The 19,516-nt window shown below is 70.7% G+C and carries 18 protein-coding genes and 1 pseudogene; 9 read left to right on the forward strand and 10 right to left on the reverse strand.

Annotation, left to right across the window (positions count from 1 at the left end; genetic code table 11):
- Positions 1–154: 154 nt before the first annotated feature.
- From ACFYSH_RS09390 to ACFYSH_RS09410, 5 genes are all read left to right on the forward strand, one after another.
- The gene (locus tag ACFYSH_RS09390; protein ID WP_359471836.1) at positions 155–1,957 is read left to right on the forward strand and encodes a thiamine pyrophosphate-requiring protein; all 1,803 of its coding nucleotides are present in this window, start codon (positions 155–157) and stop codon (positions 1,955–1,957) included.
- 246 nt (positions 1,958–2,203) lie between these two features.
- The gene (locus ACFYSH_RS09395) at positions 2,204–2,965 is read left to right on the forward strand and encodes an IclR family transcriptional regulator (protein WP_359471838.1); all 762 of its coding nucleotides are present in this window, start codon (positions 2,204–2,206) and stop codon (positions 2,963–2,965) included.
- Between the two features lie 188 nt (positions 2,966–3,153).
- Positions 3,154–3,363 carry a hypothetical protein gene (locus tag ACFYSH_RS09400; protein WP_359471840.1) on the forward strand — a complete coding sequence of 70 codons (210 nt, stop codon included), beginning with the start codon at positions 3,154–3,156 and terminating at the stop codon, positions 3,361–3,363.
- 147 nt (positions 3,364–3,510) lie between these two features.
- Entirely contained in the window at positions 3,511–4,419 is a 909-nt protein-coding gene (locus tag ACFYSH_RS09405) for an adenosine kinase (protein WP_359471842.1), read from the forward strand.
- A gap of 249 nt (positions 4,420–4,668) precedes the next feature.
- Positions 4,669–5,559, forward strand: coding sequence for an endo alpha-1,4 polygalactosaminidase (locus ACFYSH_RS09410; protein WP_359471844.1), 891 nt, complete (start codon positions 4,669–4,671; stop codon positions 5,557–5,559).
- A 92-nt stretch (positions 5,560–5,651) separates the two neighbouring features.
- Here ACFYSH_RS09410 and ACFYSH_RS09415 read toward each other — a convergent pair.
- Positions 5,652–5,917, reverse strand: a pseudogene (locus ACFYSH_RS09415) (arginine deiminase family protein); the annotation flags it as partial.
- Between the two features lie 39 nt (positions 5,918–5,956).
- Complete coding sequence (locus ACFYSH_RS09420; protein WP_388751631.1) at positions 5,957–7,984, reverse strand: heavy metal translocating P-type ATPase; 2,028 nt, start codon at positions 7,982–7,984, stop codon at positions 5,957–5,959.
- Positions 7,985–8,082: 98 nt separating this feature from the next.
- Here ACFYSH_RS09420 and ACFYSH_RS09425 point away from each other — a divergent pair, with 98 nt between their 5' ends.
- Positions 8,083–8,523: a metalloregulator ArsR/SmtB family transcription factor gene (locus ACFYSH_RS09425; RefSeq protein ID WP_359471849.1), complete on the forward strand. Its 441-nt coding sequence runs from the start codon at positions 8,083–8,085 to the stop codon at positions 8,521–8,523.
- The gene (locus ACFYSH_RS09430) at positions 8,520–9,527 is read left to right on the forward strand and encodes an MsnO8 family LLM class oxidoreductase (protein ID WP_359471851.1); all 1,008 of its coding nucleotides are present in this window, start codon (positions 8,520–8,522) and stop codon (positions 9,525–9,527) included. The genes ACFYSH_RS09425 and ACFYSH_RS09430 overlap by 4 nt, the downstream gene beginning before the upstream one ends.
- A gap of 3 nt (positions 9,528–9,530) precedes the next feature.
- On the opposite strand, the gene ACFYSH_RS09435 is transcribed toward ACFYSH_RS09430, so the two are convergent.
- The 4 genes from ACFYSH_RS09435 to ACFYSH_RS09450 form a co-directional block, all read right to left on the reverse strand.
- Entirely contained in the window at positions 9,531–9,863 is a 333-nt protein-coding gene (locus tag ACFYSH_RS09435; RefSeq protein WP_388751634.1) for a DUF2267 domain-containing protein, read from the reverse strand.
- A gap of 234 nt (positions 9,864–10,097) precedes the next feature.
- Positions 10,098–10,289, reverse strand: a complete 192-nt coding sequence (locus tag ACFYSH_RS09440; protein WP_388751636.1) for a DUF6381 family protein — start codon at positions 10,287–10,289, stop codon at positions 10,098–10,100.
- A 113-nt stretch (positions 10,290–10,402) separates the two neighbouring features.
- Positions 10,403–11,023: an L-threonylcarbamoyladenylate synthase gene (locus tag ACFYSH_RS09445; protein WP_359471855.1), complete on the reverse strand. Its 621-nt coding sequence runs from the start codon at positions 11,021–11,023 to the stop codon at positions 10,403–10,405.
- A gap of 154 nt (positions 11,024–11,177) precedes the next feature.
- Positions 11,178–12,539, reverse strand: a complete 1,362-nt coding sequence (locus ACFYSH_RS09450) for an FAD-dependent oxidoreductase (RefSeq protein ID WP_388751638.1) — start codon at positions 12,537–12,539, stop codon at positions 11,178–11,180.
- A 332-nt stretch (positions 12,540–12,871) separates the two neighbouring features.
- On the opposite strand from ACFYSH_RS09450, the gene ACFYSH_RS09455 reads away from it, so the two are divergent.
- The gene (locus ACFYSH_RS09455) at positions 12,872–13,315 is read left to right on the forward strand and encodes a nitroreductase family deazaflavin-dependent oxidoreductase (protein ID WP_359471859.1); all 444 of its coding nucleotides are present in this window, start codon (positions 12,872–12,874) and stop codon (positions 13,313–13,315) included.
- Between the two features lie 7 nt (positions 13,316–13,322).
- On the opposite strand, the gene ACFYSH_RS09460 is transcribed toward ACFYSH_RS09455, so the two are convergent.
- From ACFYSH_RS09460 to ACFYSH_RS09475, 4 genes are all read right to left on the reverse strand, one after another.
- Positions 13,323–14,252 (reverse strand): PmoA family protein, encoded by a 930-nt coding sequence (locus ACFYSH_RS09460; protein ID WP_388751640.1) that lies wholly within the window; start codon positions 14,250–14,252, stop codon positions 13,323–13,325.
- Positions 14,249–15,412 carry a Gfo/Idh/MocA family oxidoreductase gene (locus tag ACFYSH_RS09465; protein ID WP_359471864.1) on the reverse strand — a complete coding sequence of 388 codons (1,164 nt, stop codon included), beginning with the start codon at positions 15,410–15,412 and terminating at the stop codon, positions 14,249–14,251. The genes ACFYSH_RS09460 and ACFYSH_RS09465 overlap by 4 nt, the downstream gene beginning before the upstream one ends.
- 109 nt (positions 15,413–15,521) lie before the next feature.
- Positions 15,522–16,496: an acetylxylan esterase gene (locus ACFYSH_RS09470; RefSeq protein ID WP_388751670.1), complete on the reverse strand. Its 975-nt coding sequence runs from the start codon at positions 16,494–16,496 to the stop codon at positions 15,522–15,524.
- A gap of 544 nt (positions 16,497–17,040) precedes the next feature.
- On the reverse strand, positions 17,041–17,865 hold the full coding sequence (locus ACFYSH_RS09475) for an aldo/keto reductase (protein WP_388751642.1): 825 nt from the start codon (positions 17,863–17,865) through the stop codon (positions 17,041–17,043).
- 261 nt (positions 17,866–18,126) lie between these two features.
- Here ACFYSH_RS09475 and ACFYSH_RS09480 point away from each other — a divergent pair, with 261 nt between their 5' ends.
- Entirely contained in the window at positions 18,127–19,428 is a 1,302-nt protein-coding gene (locus ACFYSH_RS09480) for an alpha/beta fold hydrolase (protein ID WP_388751644.1), read from the forward strand.
- Positions 19,429–19,516 lie beyond the last annotated feature (88 nt).

Genomic DNA, 19,516 nt, shown 5'->3' on the forward strand with positions numbered 1-19,516 from the left:
CGGATCCTTTGCCGGGGCGATGATCCGACTCCCGGAATCTTTGGGACGAACCCCGGCCATGGCAAGCCCGTTGATCCGGAGCGCCGGGTTTTCATGTGACGTCAGTGGTTAGGCGAGCCCGTGCGGGTCCGATCCCTACGAAAGGCCATGCACCATGTCGATCAAGGTGTCCGACTTCATCCTGCAACGGCTCCGCGAATGGGACGTCGACCATGTCTTCGGATACGCCGGCGACGGCATCAACGGCCTCCTGGCCGCATGGGGCCGGGCCGAGGACCGCCCCCGGTTCGTCCAGGCCAGGCATGAGGAGATGGCCGCCTTCGAAGCCGTGGGGTACGCCAAGTTCTCCGGAAAGGTCGGAGTGTGCGCGGCCACATCCGGGCCGGGGGCGATCCACCTGCTCAACGGCCTCTACGACGCCAAGCTGGACCACGTCCCGGTGGTGGCGATCGTCGGGCAGACCAATCGCAGCGCCATGGGCGGCTCCTACCAGCAAGAGGTCGACCTGCTGAGCCTCTACAAGGACGTCGCCTCCGACTACTGCGAGATGGTGACCGTCCCCGAGCAACTGCCCAACGCCCTCGACCGCGCCGTGCGGACCGCGTACGCCAAGCGCACGGTCACCGCCCTCGTGATCCCCGCCGACGTGCAGGAACTGGATTACTCCCCGCCGACCCACGCGTTCAAGATGGTCCCCTCCAGCCTGGGAATGGCCGACTACACGCCGGTCCCCGCGGCGCACGACATCGCCCGGGCCGCCGAGGTCCTCAACGCCGGTGAGAAGGTGGCGGTCCTCATCGGGCAGGGAGCCCGGGGCGCGCGGGCCGAGGTCGAACACGTCGCCGAGCTAATGGGCGCGGGCGTGGCCAAGGCCCTGCTCGGCAAGGACGCGCTGCCCGACGACCTGCCGTACGTCACCGGTTCCATCGGTCTGCTCGGCACCCGGCCGTCCTACGAGCTGATGCGGGACTGCGACACGCTCCTGGTCGTGGGGTCCAGTTTCCCGTACACCCAGTTCCTGCCCGACCTGGATCAGGCCCGCGCCGTACAGATCGACATCGACCCCTTCATGGTCGGCCTGCGCTACCCCTTCGAGGTGAATCTCGTCGGCGACGCCAAGGAGACGCTGAGGGAACTCCTGCCGCGGCTGAAGCGCAGGAAGCACGGTGCGTGGCGCAAGAAGATCGAGAAGGACACCGCTCGCTGGTGGGACGTCATGGAACGCCGGGCCGCCGTCGAAGCTGATCCGGTCAACCCCGAATACGTCGTGCACGCACTCGACGCACTGCTGCCGGACGACGTCATCCTTGCCGCCGACTCCGGTTCCGCGGCGAACTGGTACGCCCGGCACCTGCGGATGCGCGGGTCGATGCGCGGGTCCCTCTCGGGCACGCTCGCCACCATGGGGCCGGGCGTCCCCTATCTCATCGGAGCCAAGTTCGCCCATCCCGGCCGCCCGGGGATCGCCCTCGTAGGGGACGGTGCGATGCAGATGAACGGAATGGCCGAGCTGATCACCGCCGCGAAGTACTGGCCCGAGTGGGGTGATCCGCGGCTGATCGTGGCGGTGCTGAACAACCAGGACCTGAATCAGGTCACCTGGGAGATGCGAGCCATGTCCGGCGCCCCGCAGTTCCTGCCGTCCCAGTCCATCCCGGACGTTCCGTACGCCGACTTCGCCCGTTCCATCGGGCTCGACGGTGTGCGGGTGGAGAAGCCGGGAGAGGTCGAAGCCGCGTGGCGGCAGGCACTGTCTGCCGACCGCCCCTTCGTCATCGATTTCCGCACCGACCCCGCTGTGCCCCCGATCCCGCCCCACGCGAGTTTCGAGCAGATCGAGGCCGCGGCCACAGCGATCGTCAAGGGGGACAGTGACCGGGCCGGCATGATCCGCCAGGGGTTCAAGTCGAAGGTGCAGGAGATGCTGCCCGGCCGCCGCCAGCGCGATGACGGATGACCGTATGCCCAGGGCGGCCGGGGTACCGGCGGGCCGGGCCCCTCTTGAGGGGCAGGCCGTGAACGCCGTGAACTTCGCAGCCGGTTCGGCCTGGTAGCCGATCCGCTGCCCCTCGGACCGCTCGCGGCTCGTCACGGCACCGAACCGGACCCGGACGGTGGTCACTCGGCCGTCCGGGCGCCCGGAATGATGGGTGCCGGGCGCCGCACCTCGAACACGGCCCCGTGACCTGACCGAGAGGACCCCGTGGCCGACCCCAGGAGCTACATCATCGAGTCGCTGGACACCGGGCTGCGCCTGATGCGTCTCTTCCTCACCCACGACACCCTCTCGGTCACCGAGGCCGCCAGGGAACTGGAAGTGGCCCGCTCCACCGCACACCGTGTGCTCAGCACCCTCGAATCGCGCGGCTTCGCCACCCGCGACACCTCTGGCCGGGGCTACTCCGCGGGCCCGGAACTGGTCACACTGGGCCGTCCGGCCGGTTACGGCCCCGAGATCAGGGCCCGCCTGCAGGTGGTGCTGGACGCGGCGGCCGCCGCCACCGGCGAGACGATCAGCACCGCTGCCCTGATCGGCGACCAAGTGATCATCACGGACGGCCGGGAGTCGCGTCACCCCGTGCGAGCTGTCCTGGAGACGGGCCGCGCCCACCCCGCCCACGCCACCGCGGCGGGCAAGGTACTGCTCGCCCGGCTGACCGCCGAACAGGTCTGCGCCCTCTATCCGCAGGAGCGACTGCCCGGTGTCACCAGCCGCACCGTCGTATCCCGTACCGCCCTGCTCGCCGAGCTGGCCGGGATCCGGGCCCTCGGCCGTGCCGACAGTGCCGGCGAGTCGGTGCCGGGGATGAACGCCGTCGCCGTGCCGCTGGCCGGCAACAGCTGGCGTGACCGGCTCGCTCTGATGGCGGCCATGCCGGCGGACCGGGGCGGCGAAACCGATCTGGCCCGGCACGCCGTGGAACTACGGAGGGCCGCGGACCTCCTGCCACCACCGTCCTCCTGACCACTTCCCCGTGTACCGAGGGCAGTTGCCCGCTGCACGGACTTGCGCAAAGTCCTGTAAGGACTTGCGGAAATGCTTGACGGCTGCACACGAAGGGCGGCAGGCTGCCAGGCGTTCCCGCCTGTGGCGGCCTGGCGCGTGGCTGCCTTCGAGGGCGCCACTGTGCCCTGTTGCCGAAGGAGCCGTACGTGCAGCACCGTTTCCGCCTGGTCGGCGCAATCCCGTTCGGAGTGTGGGCCGTCGCGTGTCTCACCGTGCTCGCACCCCGGCAGTCGTCGCAGGCGGCACCACTCGGCGAGAAGACCGTCACCGGCACGGTCGGCGACGACGGCACCGTCCGAGCCACACCGACGGCCCGTGCGGCGCCGGCGCCGCACACCGGATCCGGGACGAACTGACCCGCCCGTGCGTCAACACGGCACGACGACGCGCAGGGCGGAGCAGGATCCGCCCTGCGCGTCGCGATCGGTCCGGGTCCCCCGGCCGACAACCGAACCGTGACTCACGGATCTCCTTTCCCCGCACCGAGAGGTACGACCACGCACATGCGCAAGCAGACCGACGTCCTCGTACTGGGTGGCGCGGGCGTGGACACCATCGTCCACGTCCCCGAGCTGCCGCTTCCCTTCGCCGACAGCTACATGATCCGTCCGGGCATCGAGACCCGCGCGGGACAGAGCGGCGACTTCGTCGCGCTCGGGGTGCACGCCCTCGGCCTGCGCACCCACCACCTCGACGTGATCGGTGACGACCACGAGGGGGACCTGGTCCGCACCCTCCACCGTGAGCGGGGCATCGCGCTCACCGAGGCGTTCTCCTCGGGCGGCACGAAGCGCGCGGTCAACCTCGTCGGACCCGACGGGCGGCGGCTGTCCCTGTACGACACGACCCGCTCGCACGACACCGACCGGTTCGACGAACCGACGGTCCGTGAACTCGCCGGGGTCACCCGCCACGCCCACGTCGTCATCACGCATCCGTGTGCCCTCACGCTGCCGCTGCTCCATGAGGCCGGTGTGACCGTCTCCACCGATCTGCACAACTGGGACGGCGTCGACACCTATCACGAGGCGTTCGCCCTCCAGGCGGACGTGGTGTTCCTGTCGACCACCGCTCTGGCCGATCCCGAGCGCACCATGCGGGACATCACCGCACGAGGAAGGGCGCAGGCCGTCGTCGCGACCGCGGGTGCCGACGGGGCGTACCTGTTGCACGACGGCGAACTGACGCACACGCCCGCCGTCACTCCGCCCGCTCCGGTGGTGGATTCCAACGGCGCGGGCGACGCGTTCGCCGCAGGGTTCCTCCTCGGTCTCCTGCACGGCGAACCCCCGCGGCGTTGCGCCCTGTACGGGACGGTGGCCGGTGCCTACGCCTGCACGGTGCCGTCGACGCGGACCGACGCCATCGGCCGGGAGGAGCTTCTCACCCGAGTCGCCGAAGTGGAGGGGTGAAGTCACCGGCACGACGCAATCCGGCGCGGAGGGGGAGGTGCGGAAAGCGATGCCTACCGCGACATCGGCCTGGCTCGCACGAACGCACGGCCGTGTGAACTGCGCACACGACGTCCGGCTTGCGGCAGCGTCTGCGCTGCCGCACCCGGCGGACGACGCGTGCAGCCGTGCCCCCGGGGAGCCGGTCGCGGAAGCGGTGACGGAGGATACATAGGGTCCTCTTCCCGCTCTCTGGCACCTGGAGTACGTGTGGCCCGCCGCGCCCTTTCCCTGTTCTTCCGCCGCAGGCGTGCGGTGGCCGGCGTGGCGACGGTTCTGGCCGCCGCCCTCGGGGCCGGCGTACTGGCGGGCTGTGCCGCCGCGGGCGGGGCGGCCGCCGATGCCGGCCCAGAGCGGCCGTCGGCGGCCGCCGAGGTGCTCCTGCCGACGGCCGGCATGAACTTCGACTACCAGATCGGCGGTGGCTACACGCCGCCCGACGGGGTGCGGGCGGTGTCCCGCGACCGCGAGGACGATCCGGTCCCCGGCCTGTACAACGTCTGTTACGTCAACGCCTTCCAGACACAACCCCGCGCTCTGAAGTGGTGGCAGGACACCCACCCCGGCCTCCTGCTGCGTGACGGCGACGGGGAGCTGATCATCGACGAGGGCTGGGACGAGGTCCTTCTGGACACCTCGACGGCCGCGAAGCGCACCCAGCTCGCCGAGATCGTCGGGGAGTGGATCGACGGCTGCGCGGAGAGCGGTTTCCAGGCGGTGGAGCCGGACAACCTCGACTCGTTCGAACGCTCGAAGGGCAAGCTGACGAAGGAGCACAACGCCGCCTTCGCCGAGGTGCTGGCCGCACGGGCGCACAGCGACGGCCTCGCGATCGGCCAGAAGAACACCACCGACCTGCTCGACCGGCACGACGCGATCGGCTTCGACTTCGCGGTGACGGAGGAATGCGCCCAGTTCGACGAATGCGACGCGTACGCCGACGCTTACGACGACCGCGTCTTCGCCATCGAGTACGAGGGCGAGGGTGAAGTGGGCTTCGACGAGAGCTGCTCGGCCTGGGGCGACAGGATCTCCCTCGTCCTGCGCGACCTCGACGTGCTCCCCGTAGGTGAGAAGGGGTACGTGTCCCGGACCTGCTGACGCACGCGGAGGCACGAACGGTGGCGCACGACGTGCGCCACCGTTCGTGCCGGCATGGCTCCGATGGGGCCCGGGCCGGGAAACCGGCCGGTTCAGAAGTCCACCGGATCGCGGCCGAGGGGGCAGGTCATGCAGTGGCCGCCGCCCCGGCCGCGGCCCAGTTCCCCGCCGACGATGGTGATGAGCTCGACCCCCGCCGCGCGCAGCAGATCGGTGGTCTGGGTGTTGCGGTGCGTTCACTCATGGCCATGAGGACGACACCGTTACCGACCGGCATGATGTCACCGCCCTCGAAGGTGGCCTGGCCCCAGTCGCGTTCGGGGTCGCCCCACCAGACAGTGGCGCCGGAGAAGTCGGGCGGTGCGGCCGGGCAGTTCCTGCCCTCCATGACGGCCTGTCAGCCGGTTTCGGCAGCCGGCCGGACGGCCGGCGGCATCGCGGCCCTGCCCTGGGCGGCCGCCCTATTCCAGGCGGATTCGCGCAGCAGGCGGAGACCGTTGAGGCCCACGATGACGGTGGAACCTTCGTGCCCCAGGACCCCCAGCGGAAGAGGCAGATGACCGACGAGGTCCCAGACGACGAGGGCGGTGATGAAGACGCCGGCGACGACCAGGTTCTGCACGACCAGTCGGCGGGTCGCCCGGGACAGGGCCACCACGGTGGGTACAGCGGCCAGTTCGTCACGGATGATGACGGCGTCCGCGGTCTCCAGCGCGAGGTCGGAGCCCGCACGCCCCATGGCGATACCGATGTGCGCGGCGGCCAGCGCGGGCGCGTCGTTCACGCCGTCACCCACGACCAGCACCTTGCGACCGGCCTGCTCCTGTTCGCGCACGGCGGCGGCCTTGTCCTGGGGGAGGAGGCCCGCCCGGACATCGGTGATTCCGGCCTCGGCGGCCAGCCGCGCGGCGGCGCGCGGGTTGTCGCCGGTCAGCAGCATCGGGATGCCGCCGGTCAGGCGGGCCAGTGAGGCGACGGTCGCCGCCGCGTCGCGCCGGATGCGGTCGGCGATCCCCAGGACTCCGACCGGCAGGCCGTCACGCAGGACGAGCACCGCGGTGCGTCCGGTCTCCTCCAGTCCGGCCGCCACGGCGGCGGCCTGGTCCGCCGCCGGTGTGGCGGTGCCGCGCAGCAGCCGGGCGGGTGAGCCGGCCGAGATCCGGTGGCCGTCGACGGTGGCCGTGACACCGGTGCCGGGCGCCGACATGAACTCCGAGGCCGGCGACAGCGACAGCCCCCGCTCCTGCGCGGCGTGCACGACGGCGCGGGCCAGTGGGTGCTCGCTGGAGTGTTCGGCGGCGGCGGCCAGGGCCAGCAGCGTGTCCTCGGTCAGTCCGGCCCCGGGCAGGGGGTGGACTCCGGTGACGTGGGGGGTTCCCTCGGTGAGGGTTCCGGTCTTGTCCAGTGCCACCGTGTCGGTCTGGCCGAGGCGTTCCATGACGACGGCGGATTTGACGAGGACGCCGTGGCGTCCCGCATTGGCCATGGCGGAGAGCAGGGGCGGCATGGTCGCCAGGACCACGGCGCAGGGGGAGGCCACGATCATGAACGTCATGGCGCGCAGCAGACTGCCGGTGACGTCGCCGCCGAAGGCGAGGGGTACGAGGAAGACGGCAAGGGTGGCGGCCACCATCCCGAGCGAGTAGCGCTGCTCGACCTTCTCGATGAACAGCTGGGTGGGGGCCTTGGTCCGGGAGGCTTCCTCGGTCATCGCCACGATCCGGGCGATCACCGATTCCGAGGCGTCCCGCTCGACGGCCACCTTCAGTGTGCCGGTGCCGTTCAGCGTTCCGGCGAACACCTCGTCCCCGGGCTCCTTCGCCATGGGCAGCGGCTCGCCGGTGATGGTGGCCTGGTCGACCTCGCTCGCACCGTCGAGAACCCGGCCGTCGGCGCCGACGCGTTCACCGGGGCGGATCCGGATGACATCACCGACCGCGAGGTCCCCGGTGGCGACGCTTTCCTCGTCGCCGCCGGCGGTGATGCGGGAGGCGGTGGCGGGGGCCAGGTCGAGGAGTCCGCGGACCGCGTCCTGGGTACGCGCGGTGGCCAGCGCCTCCAGCGCACCGGAGGTCGCGAAGATCACGATCAGCAACGCCCCGTCCATCACCTGTCCGATCGAGGCCGCGCCGAGCGCCGCCACGATCATCAACAGGTCCACGTCCAGGACCTTCTCCCGCAGTTCCCGCAGGCCCGACAGTGCCGGCTCCCAGCCTCCGGCGGCGTACACGAGGGCGTACATCGGGCCCCAGGTCCAGCCGGGGGCGCCGGTGAGCTCCAGAGGGAGCGCGGCCAGGAAGAGCACGAGGGCCGCTCCCGCCCAGCGGGCTTCGGTCAGTGCGAGCACGCGCGTGCGACGCCGGGGGATGCCTCCGGCGCCGGGGGCAGCGGTACGCGAGGGACGTGGCAGGACATCAGCGGGCATGGCGGAGCAGCCCCCTTCGCGGGCGGCGGGAACGACGACAGCTTCACCGTACAGGAATATATGAACAGGTCTTCATGTGTCATACGTAGAATGGCGTCATGGGCCACGGACGCGACGAGCAGAGCACCGCCACCACCCGCGAGCGGCTGGACGCCGTCGGGGCGGAGGGTGTCGCCTCGACGCTCCAGGCGCTGGCAACACCCTCCCGGCTGCGGATCCTGGCCCGTCTCCAGGAGGGTCCCTGCGCGGTCGGTGATCTGGCCGAAGCGGTGGAGATGGAGCCGTCCGCCTGCTCCCACCAGCTACGCCTGCTGCGGAATCTCGGGCTGGTCGCGGGCGAGCGCCAGGGGCGCTCCATCGTGTACGCCCTGTACGACCATCACGTCGCCGAACTCCTCGACCAGGCCCTCTACCACGTCGAGCACCTGCGCCTCGGCCTCCGCGACACACCCGCCGAGATCACCGCCACGGCAGCACGGCACCGACCGGGTGGCGGCACGGGGAATCACGGCGCGCCCGCCGCGTTGAACCAGGCGTGAGTTCATCCATCGCATCGACCCGGTTCTCCTTCCTCGACCGTTCCCGCACCCGCGAGGGGCACGACCACCCGCAGGCGCTGCGGGACACCGTCACGTTGGCAGGCACGGCCGAGGCGCTCGGCTACCACCGCTTCTGGGTGTCCGAGCACCACGGCGTCCCTGGGGTGGCCGGCTCGGCGCCCACGGTCCTGGCAGCCGCCGTCGCGGCCGCGACCTCCACCATCCGGGTCGGAACCGGCGGAGTCATGCTGCCGAACCATCAGCCCTTCGTGGTGGCTGAGCAGTTCGGGGTGCTCGCCTCCCTCTTCCCCGGCCGGATCGACATGGGGCTGGGGCGTTCGGTCGGCTTCACCGACGGGATCCGCCGCGCCCTCGGCCGGGACAAGGAGGACGCCGACGCCTTCGCCGGGCAGGTCGCCGAGCTCCTCGGATGGCTGGACGGCACGCAGCAGGCCCATCCCCAGGTCCATGCGCGACCCGCGGAGGGCCTGCGCATCCCCCCGTTCGTCCTGGCGACCGGTCAGGGCGCGGCCATCGCCGCGGCTGCCGGACTGCCGGTCGTCGTGGGCGATCTCCGTGGCCGCGAGAAGCTGAAACGAGTGGTCGACGGGTACCGCAGGGCGTTCCGCCCTTCCGTGTGGGCCCAGGAGCCCTATGTGATCGTGGCCGGCACCGTCGCGGTCGCCGGTACCGTGGAGGAAGCGCGACGCCTGCTGGTCCCGGAAGCGTGGTCCATGGCGTACTCGCGGACCCACGGCTCGTTCCCGCCGCTGGCGCCGGCCGAACGGATCGAAGCACTGCCCATGACCGAGAAGGAGCGGGGCCTGTTCGAAGACGGCCTGCGCGGACACCTGGCGGGAACCGAGGACGCGGTGGCGGCCGGACTCGAGTCGGTGATCGAGGAGACCGGCGCGGACGAGGTGCTGGTCACCACGAGCTCGTACGACCGTGAAGCGCTTGCGGACTCGATGCGGCGGCTCGCGCGGATCGCCGGCCTGGGCTGATCGTCAGCCGCTGACAGGGTGACCGAACAAAAGGTCGTACCCCGGAGGCAGTTGCAGCAGCAGGCGTCGGAGCAGTTCCTCGCCCGAGGCGTCGGCCACCACGCTGAGGACGGCACCGGTGTCCCAGGCCGCCGTCTGTTCGTTCGCTCCTTCGATCCACGCGGACACCGCCCGCACGAACCGCTCGGCGCTGAGCGGTTCGGCGGCCTGCAGAGGGTTCAGGAGAACGAGCGCGAACGTCTCCGGCAACCGGGCGGCCAACTCGTTCCGCTCCTCGCCGACCAGATGCGCCCCGAGCAGCGCCAGCACCACGCGCGCCGCGCGCTCCGCCTCCACGGTCTAGGCGTAGGCGCCGCGCTCCTGGACGGCTTCCAGGAACGCCTGCCATCTCATGTACGTCACCGGGACCCCTTCGTCGAGCGTGGTCAGGAGGCGGACGGGCAAGGGAGAGGAAGCCCGGTGGCCGCGTACCTGCGCCACCGCATGTCGCCTCAACACCGGTATTAACACGCCACCCCGGTGAGGGCAAGCGCGGCTCCGCCCCGCAGCCCCCGGAGCCGCGCCCCCGGCCTACTCCATGGCGTAGATGTCTCCGCTCGCCATACCACTGACCTGCACGCTCTCCGATTCGAGCCGATGGGCTTCAGCCTGGAGGCGACGGCGCTCCGCAGGGTCGGTGGTCTGCTCGGCGGCCTTCTCGAGATCCTCGGCCCGGGCACGCATCTGCCGCAGACGGCCCCGGACGTCTTCTGACTCGCTCATGATCACTCCCTGGCTCTCGGGCGGAGCGGACCCCTCCACCGAACCAGTCACCCGGGGGTCCGCGCATCTCAGCAGCAGCGCCGGAAGCGCGGAGTGACCGTGCGGGCGGCGTGCTACTCGAACCGGGTCAGGTCGCCGGCTCCACGGCGTACGACTTCCAGGTCTCCGCCGGAGAAGTCGATGACGGTGGTCGGCTCGGTGCCGCAGTCACCGGAGTCGAGCACCACGTCCACGACGTGGTCGAGGCGCTCCTTGATCTCCCAGCCCTGCGTCAGCGGCTCCTCCTCGTCCGGCAGGAGCAGCGTGCTGGACAGCAGCGGCTCGCCGAGCTCGGCCAGGAGTGCCTGCGTGACGGTGTGATCCGGGATCCGCACACCGACGGTCTTCTTCTTGGGGTGCAGCAACTGCCGCGGCACCTCTTTGGTGGCGGGAAGGATGAACGTGTAACTCCCGGGCGTCGCCGCCTTGATCGTGCGGAACACATCGTTGTCGACCTGGACGAACTGGCCGAGCTGCGAGAAGTTCTGACACACCAAAGTGAAGTGATGGCGGTCGTCGAGGTTCCGGATCGACCGGATGCGGTCGATCCCGTCGCGGCTGCCCAGCTGGCATCCGAGGGCGTAACAGGAGTCGGTCGGATACGCGACGAGGGCCCCGGAGCGGATGCTCTCGGCCACGCTGGTGATGGTGCGTCGCTGGGGATTCTCGGGGTGCACATCGAAGTACTTGGCCATTCGGCGAGTCTACGGCCTCGGGGTGAACCCGTTCCGCCCACGACGAGCACACCTGCCACGGCACTGGTCCGGCTGACGCGCCCTCGGACAGCACCGCGCCCCCGGAACCCTCTTCGGTGAGGGGCCGCGGGGGCGCGGGGTCTCGCGCCGGCTGTCAGGCTCCGGACGCGTCCAGCATGGCCGTACGCTCCACGACCTTGACGCGCTCACGGCCCTGCTCGGCGCCGAGCGCCTGCTCGTGGGCGTCCAGGCGGTGCCAGCCCTCCTTGGTGGTGTACCGGACGCCGCGCTGCTCCAGGAAGTCGACGACGGCGTCGGGGCCCGGCTGCGTGGGGGCGGGCAGCCGGCCGGCGGCGTGGTCCTCCAGCAGGCAGGCCACGGTCTCGTTGGCGTCGCCCTTGGTGTGCCCGATCAGGCCGATCGGACCGCGCTTGATCCACCCGGTGACGTACACCGATGGCATGGGCTCGTCACCCGTCAGTACGCGTCCGGCCGCGTGCGGGACGGTGCCGGAGACGACGTCGAAAGGCAGCTTCGCAAGCTCCTCCGAGTAGTAGCCGACCGCGCGGTAGACGCTCTGCACGTCCCAGTCCGTGTGCTTGCCCGTGCCCTTGACGTTGCCCGTGCCGTCCAGCTCCGTCCGCTCCGTGCGCAGGGCGACGACACGGCCGTCCTCGCCGACGACCTCCACCGGGGACTCGAAGAAGTGCAGGAACAGCTTGTGCGGGCGGTCGCCCACGTCACGGATCGCCCAGTTCTCCAGCGTGGAGGCGACCATGTTCGCCTGCTTGTTCTCCCGCCGCGTGGCGATCGAGCCCTCGTCGTAGTCGATGTCCTCGGGGTTGACGATGACCTCGATGTTCGGCGAGTGGTCCAGCTCGCGCAGCTCCATCGGGCTGAACTTCGCCTGCGCCGGCCCGCGCCGTCCGAAGACGTGCACCTCGAGCGCCTTGTTCGCCTTGAGCCCGTCGTACACGTTCGCGGGGATCTCGGTCGGGAGCAGCTCGTCCGCCGTCTTGGCCAGGATGCGTGCCACGTCCAGGGCCACGTTGCCGACGCCGAGCACGGCGACCTTCTCGGCCTCCAGGGGCCACGTGCGCGGTACGTCGGGGTGTCCGTCGTACCAGGCGACGAAGTCGGCCGCACCGTAGGAGCCGGCGAGCTCGATGCCCGGTATGTCGAGGGCGCGGTCGGCATCGGCGCCGGTGGAGAAGATCACGGCGTCGTAGAAGGACCGCAGGTCGTCCAGGCCGATGTCGTTGGGGTAGTCGACATTGCCGAACAGCCGCAGCTGCGGCTTGTCCAGTACCTGGTGCAGCGCCTTGACGATGCCCTTGATCCGCGGGTGGTCCGGAGCCACTCCGTACCGGATCAGGCCGAAGGGTGCGGGCATGCGCTCGAACAGGTCGATCGATACGCCCGGCTCCTGGGCGGCCTCGGACTTGAGAAGCGCGTCCGCTGCGTAGATTCCGGCGGGACCGGCTCCGACGATGGCGACGCGGACGGGGCGTGTCATGGAGTGTTGTTCCTTAGACCGATAGGGCGGACGAGCACGGGCAGAGAGTGCAGCGGGGTAAGGCTTGGCTTACTGCGCTGCCCCCACGGTACGGCCTGTGCTCGGGCGCCCCTGGATCGGGGCAAGAGGATATTCCGGAAATAAAGGGACGTATGGTGCTGAAGGGGCTCGGTTTCTGTGGGCGGATCTACGCCGTGGTCGTCTCACGGCTGTCCAGATAATGAGACGAGGCGGGGCGGGCGCGCTGTACGCCGGTGTCCCCGCGTGTTCCTTCTCCCGGAGCGAGACATGATGGGCACACGACCTCAGCACTGCGACGAGAGGAATGTGTCATGCCGATCGAGGGCGACTACGAGCCGAGCCCGACGACGTGGGTCCGTGAGCAGGTCGAGCTCATCGAGAGCTCCGGCGGAACGCAGGGAACCACTCTGCGCGGCATGCCCGTCATCCTCCTGACGACGCGCGGCGCCAGGAGCGGCAAGCTCCGCAAGACCCCGCTCATGCGGGTCGAGCACGGCGGGGAGTACGCCGTGGTGGCCTCCCTCGGCGGCGCCCCGAAGCACCCGGTCTGGTATTACAACGTGCAGGCCGACCCCGAGGTGGAGCTCCGGGACGGGACCGCGGTGCGGGACATGGTCGCCCGCGAGGTCACGGGGGAGGAGAAGGCCCTGTGGTGGGGCCGCGCCGTCGAGGCGTTCCCCGACTACGCCGACTACCAGACCAAGACCGACCGGGAGATCCCGGTCTTCGTCCTCTCCCCGGCCGAGAAGAGCTGAGGCGGCGCTACCAGGAGAGCGCACCGACCTCGGAGGCGATCCGTTCGCGGTCCCAGGACCCGTCGGCCACCACCACCCGGTAGCGGCGGGCCAGGGCCGCCCCTGGAGCCAGTACCAGCTCCTTGTGGAAGGCGAACGACGGAGCGACGGCCGCGAAGGGGGAGCTGCGCACGAACCAGTGCGCCGGATGCGAGCCGCCCGCGCCGGTGTGGTCGTTCTCGGGGGAGTGGACGAAGACGAGCGTGGCGAACCCGTCGGACTCGTCGTGCTCACCGCTGTAGGCGAGCCACGGGGACTGCTGCCCCATCGTGTCCGGACCCTCGCCGTCCTCGGTGAGGATCCGCCCGTCGCGGTAGGCGCGTGGCCCCCGCCAGAACAGCCCGGTGTACCCCGCGTCCGGGCGCCCGTGAGTCGTCGGGCTGCCGAACCGCAACGGTTCCTCGCGCCGGTTGGTGACCGTGGACGACCAGGTCAGTGCCCAGCTGCCGCCCTCGGCGTCGATGTCGTGCACCTCGATACGGCGCGCTTCCTCGGCCCACAGCTCCCCTCCACGGGGATGCCAGGTCAGCCGTTCCGTGAAACAGACCCCGCCGTCGTGCACCGACACCTCGTCGAAGCCGGTGTGCGCCATGGAACCGACGCGCTCGGGCAGGGCGAGGTACCCCTCGCCGTGCACATAACTGTTGCCGCCCCACAGATTCGCGCCCGACAGATGCGAGGCGGTCATCTGCAGCCCCTTGTGCCAGCGGTGGTCGTTGGGCCGGTATCCGGTCACCACCTGCCCGGAGAGGGTGCGCAGGGGATGGATGTACGGCTTGGGGGCCTCCCACGCGTCCTCGGCGCGGTAGACGTAGCGCAGCAGCTCCACCCCGCTGCCCGTCGCCACGACGGAGAGGTGGTCGCCGTGCCGGTGGACGAGCTCCACCGCCCGGGTCATGCCGGGACCTCCGCGGGCCGCACCAGGTGTTCCGGCGCCCAGCCGGGGGCGTTGCCGTGCAACGCTCCGTAGTACGGATCGCCGGGGCCTATCTCGCCCGCCCGTACGGTGCCCCCCGTGAAGGCGGCCTTGTAGAGCGCGGCGACCAGTTCGAGGCTCTTGCGGCCGTCCGTGCCGCTGCTCCGAGGCCTGCGTCCGGCCCGCAGATCCTCCAGCAGGCCCTCGAGCTGCGCCTCGTGCGAGCTGGGTACGTCGGGGCCGAAGTCCCGCCAGACGTCCGCCTCTTCCGACGTGACTCCAGGGGCCGGTGTGATCCGCCAGTCCGCGTTGCGATGTCCGTACAGATGGGTGAGTTCGACCGTCGCCCGCTCGCAGTCGATCCGGATCCGGCTGACCTCGTCCGGGCTGAGGACGCTGTTGACCACGGTGGCCATCGCGCCGTTCTCGAAGCGGATCAGCGCCGTGGAGACGTCCTCCGTCTCCACGTCGTGCACCAGGCGCCCCGCCATCGCGCGGATCTCCGTCCACGGCCCCAGCAGATCGAGCAGCAGGTCCATCTGGTGGATGCCGTGCCCCATCGCGGGCCCGCCGCCCTCGCTGCTCCAACTGCCGCGCCAGGGGACGGAGTAGTAGGCCTCGTCCCGGTACCAGGTGGTCTGGCAGTGAGCCACGAGGGGCCGGCCCATGGCATGTGCGGCGAGCAGCTCCCGGACGTGCCTGGAGCCCGAGCCGAAGCGGTGCTGGAACACGATCGCGGCGTACGGGCCGTCGCCACCGGAGCCCTCGGCCGCTTCGATCGCGTCGAAGTCCCGCAGCGACGGGCACGGAGGCTTCTCGCACCACACCCACGCCCCGGCGCGCAGCGCGGCCACGGTCTGGTCGCGGTGGAACCGGGGCGGAGTCGCGAGGGTGACCAGGTCCGGGCGCTGCTCGGCGAGCATCCGGTCGAGGTCGGTGTACGGGTGCGCGAGCCCGGCATCGGTGCAGAACGCCTCGACCGAGGCCGCGTCGACATCGACCGCGGCGACGATCTCCAACGGCTGCCCGGCGGCGAGCGCGGTCAGCGCGGGCAGATGGCTGCCACGCGCGATCGCGCCCGTGCCGACGATCGCGACCCGCACAGGCCCCTGATGCGAAGGACTACTGGTCGTGACAAACACCCCTTCAGGCGGAGATGAGGGGCGCTCACCCGTACAGCAAGCGCTTTCTCCCGGAGAACCTAGGCTCCGTCCGCAAGGCAGGTCAAGAGGTCAGGGTCACGCGCGACCGTCAGGCCTTCAGCAGCCCCGGCAGCCACGTGAGCTGCTTCGCGTGCTGGAACGCTCCGCCGCCCTCGTGGTCGTTGAAGTCGTACACCTCGATCTCCTTGTCGGCGTGCGCGTACGCGTTGTACGCGGCGAACACCGTGGACGGCGGGCAGGTCAGGTCCTCCAAGGCGACGGAGAACAGTGCGGGTGCCCGCCCCCGCGTGGCGAAGTGGACGCCGTCGAAGTAGGTGAGCGTCCTGTCGATCTGCTCGGCCCTGCCCCGGTGCGTCTTGAGGTAGTCGCCGATCTCGCGATACGGCTTGCGGTCGGTCATCCGGGTGGCCCGGGGGAAGTCGCAGAGGAACGGCACATCCGGCATGACGGCCGCCAGGTCGGGCACCAGCCCGGCGGCCGCGAGGGCGAGGCCGCCTCCCTGGCTCGCGCCGATCACAGCGGTACGCGACGCGTCGGCCAGCGGGTGCGAACGGGCCGCCTCGACCGCGCGCACGGCGTCCGTGATCACTCTGCGGTAGTAGTAGGTGGCAGGATCCTCGATGCCCTGGGTCATGAATCCGGCCAGTGAAGGGCCCGAGCCGACGGGGTCGGCGGTGTCGCCCGGGGCCCAGCCGCTGCCCTGGCCCCGGGTGTCCATCACGAAGTGGGCCAGGCCGGCCGACGCCCAGAGCAGGTGGGTGTGGGGCAGGTTCCGCCCGCCGCCGTACCCGATGAACTCCACGGCGACCGGAAGGGGTTCGGTGGTCCCCGCCGGTATGATGAACCAGCCCTTGACGGGGTGACCGCCGAAGCCCGCGAACGTCACGTCGTAGACGTCGACCGTGACGAGACCGAGGCCGGCGCGCCGCTCGAAGCGGGCGTCCAGGTCGTGGGTTCCGGCCTCGGCGAGCGTGGCCGACCAGAAGGCGTCGAAGTCCTCCGGCTCCACGGACCGGCTGCGGTAGACGTGCAGTTCATCGAGGGGAAGATCGAACAGGGCCATGCGGGACCGCCTCATGTCGTGAGGGTGAATGAATGGTCACACCGTACGACGGTCGGCCCGAACGTCAAGAAGCTTTCGTTGCCCGGGGGAAACGCGTAGTCTGTCCGGCCCACACCTGTGGGGCTTCCGCGATGTCCGACAGGACCCCCGCGGTTGGCAGGTGGCCGCACTCTTCCCGGGCGGACGCCTGACAGCGGTCCCCCGGAAGCCGCCCCACCGCGAGCAGTCGCTGACGTACCTCGCGAACACGCTCTTCGGGTCAGGTCGCGTCTGCACGGAGCCGGAGGTCGACGACGCGTTGCGCACGTGGACGAGGCTCGCCCTGCGTCGCCACCCCTCGCACCGTGTACGAGGACTGGCTCGGCCCTGCGTCGCCACCCCGTGGCCGCAGGCCTGCTGGAGCGGCCCGGGGGTGGCAGCGGCTGCCGGCGCGGACGGTGGCCGGCGAGACACGTCCCCGCCGGTCCGGCATGCGGCCGGGCAGGCGCTGAGCGCCCGCCCGGATCCGACAGGCCGCGGCCGGCCGAAGTCACCTCGTCACGGGTCAGTTGAGCGTGTCGGGGTCCGGGCCCGTGCGCATGCCGCGGTCCAGACCCGCGATCGCGTCCATGTCGGCAGCCGAGAGCTCGAAGTCGAACACGTCGATGTTCTGCCGGATGCGGGCGGGCGTGACCGACTTCGGGATCACGACGTTGCCGAGCTGGAGGTGCCAGCGCAGGACCACCTGGGCCGCCGTCCTGCCATGGCGTTCGGCGAGGGAGGTGAGCACCTCGTCGTCCAGCAGCGCGCCCTGCGCCAGCGGGCTCCAGGCCTCGGTGGCGATGCCGTACTCCGCGTGTACGGCGCGCAGCTCGCTCTGCTGGAGCCCGGGGTGCAGTTCGATCTGGTTGACCGCGGGGACGAGGGAGCTCTCCTCTCGCAGGCGGCGAAGGTGCGCGGGCTGGAAGTTGGAGACCCCGGCCGCCCGGATCCGGCCGTCGGCCAGCAGCTTTTCCAGGGCGCGCCAGGTGTCGACGTAGAGGTCGCGGGCCGGGGTGGGCCAGTGGATGAGGTAGAGGTCCACATGGTCGAGGCCGAGCTTGGCCAGGCTCGCGTCGAAGGCGGCGAGAGTGGCGTCGTATCCCTGGTCCGCGTTCCAGAGTTTCGTCGTGACGAACAGTTCCTCCCGGGCGAGCCCGGACTCGGCCAGCGCGCGGCCCACGCCTGCTTCGTTGCCGTACACGGCGGCGGTGTCGATCGAGCGGTAGCCGGCCTCCAGTGCGTCGGCGACCGCGGTGGTGGTCTCGTCGTCGGGCACCTGGAACACACCGAATCCGAGCTGCGGGATCGTGACGCCGTTGTTGAGCGTGACGGTGGGGGCCGTGGGCATGGTGGAACCTTTCGTGGGGTCGGACCGGGCGGTGCCGGGGCTGGTGGGGCCGGTCGAAGTCGATCCGCGTGCGATGGTTACTGGCGTAGACAATAGTTGCATACGCGGATTAATGGCAAACGCTGGTAATAGGGTGCGGCTCGGCCCCGCGGTCACGACTGCACGGTAGGAGCCGCAGTGGTGGGGCGCACACGGGCCGCGACCGACCGGGTCACGGTGGTGTGCTGAACTGTCGGGGAAACACCGGACACAGGAGTTCCCTTGCACAGTTATCGCCAGCCGGGCATCGTCCTCACCGACCGACGGTTCACCGTCCCGCTCGACCATGACGATCCGGGCGGCGAGACGATCGAGATCTTCGGCCGTGAAGCCCTGGCGACCGGGACAGCTGTGGAGGACCTGCCGTGGCTTGTCTATCTGGAGGGCGGCCCCGGTTTCGGCGCCCGCCGCTTCGTCGGCACGGAAGCCTGGCTGGGACGGGCGGTGCGGGAGTTCCGAGTGCTGCTCCTGGACCAGCGCGGCACCGGCCTGTCCACCCCCGCCAACCGGCAGACACTGCCGCTGCGCGGCGGCGCGCGTGAGCAGGCCGACTACCTCGCGCACTTCCGGTCCGACAGCATCGTCCGCGACTGCGAACTGATCCGCCCCCGGCTCACCGGCGGCGCGCCCTGGACCGTCCTGGGGCAGTCCTTCGGCGGCTTCTGCGCCGTCCGCTACCTGTCGGCCGCCCCGGAAGGGCTCGCAGCCGTCCTGATCACCGGTGGTCTGCCCTCTCTGGACGCGCACGCCGACGATGTCTACCGGGCCGGTTACCCACGGATCGAGCGTAAGGTCGCCGCGCACTACGCCCGCTACCCGCAGGACGTCGCGCGTGCCCGCGCGATCGCCCGGTACCTCGCCGAGCACCGCCCGGACAGCGCCGGCCACATCCTGACACCCGAGGGATTCCAGTCCCTCGGCATCATGCTGGGCGGCGGAAACGGCAGCCACCAGCTGCACTACCTCCTCGAGAACGCGTTCGTCGACGGACCGCACGGGGTCGAGTTGTCCGATGCCTTCCAGGAGGCCATGCGCACCGCCACCTCATTCGCGGGCCACCCGCTGTACGCCCTCCTGCACGAGGCGATCTACGGTCAGGGCGCGCGGCCCACCGACTGGTCGGCCGAACGCGTCCGTGCCGAGTTCCCGCAGTTCGACGCCACTGTCGCGCTGGCGGGCGACGGTCCCGTGCTCTTCACCGGCGAGAGCATCCATCCCTGGCACTTCGACGTCGACCCCGCACTGCGCCCCCTGCGGGAGACGGCGGATCTGCTCGCCGCCCGCACCGACTGGCCCGTCCTGTACGACGCCGAGCGGCTCGCGGCCAACGAGGTTCCGGTGGCCGCCGCCGTCTATCACGACGACATGTACGTGGACACCGGCCACGCGCTGCGCACCGCCGCCTCGATCCGTGGCCTGCGCACATGGGTGACCAGCGAATACGAGCACGACGGTGTGCGGGCGGGCGGATCCCACGTGCTTGACCGGCTGCTCGCTCTCGTCCGGGGCGAGAGCGACCGCTAGGGCGTGTTTCGAAAGTCCCGCCTGCCTGGCGACGCCTGGCACGCACGCTCGCCGCGTTGTCGGGATCACCCCGATACATCCAGTATCG

Source organism: Streptomyces sp. NPDC005791 (genome assembly GCF_042871485.1).
In the GTDB taxonomy this organism is placed as follows: Bacteria; Actinomycetota; Actinomycetes; order Streptomycetales; family Streptomycetaceae; genus Streptomyces.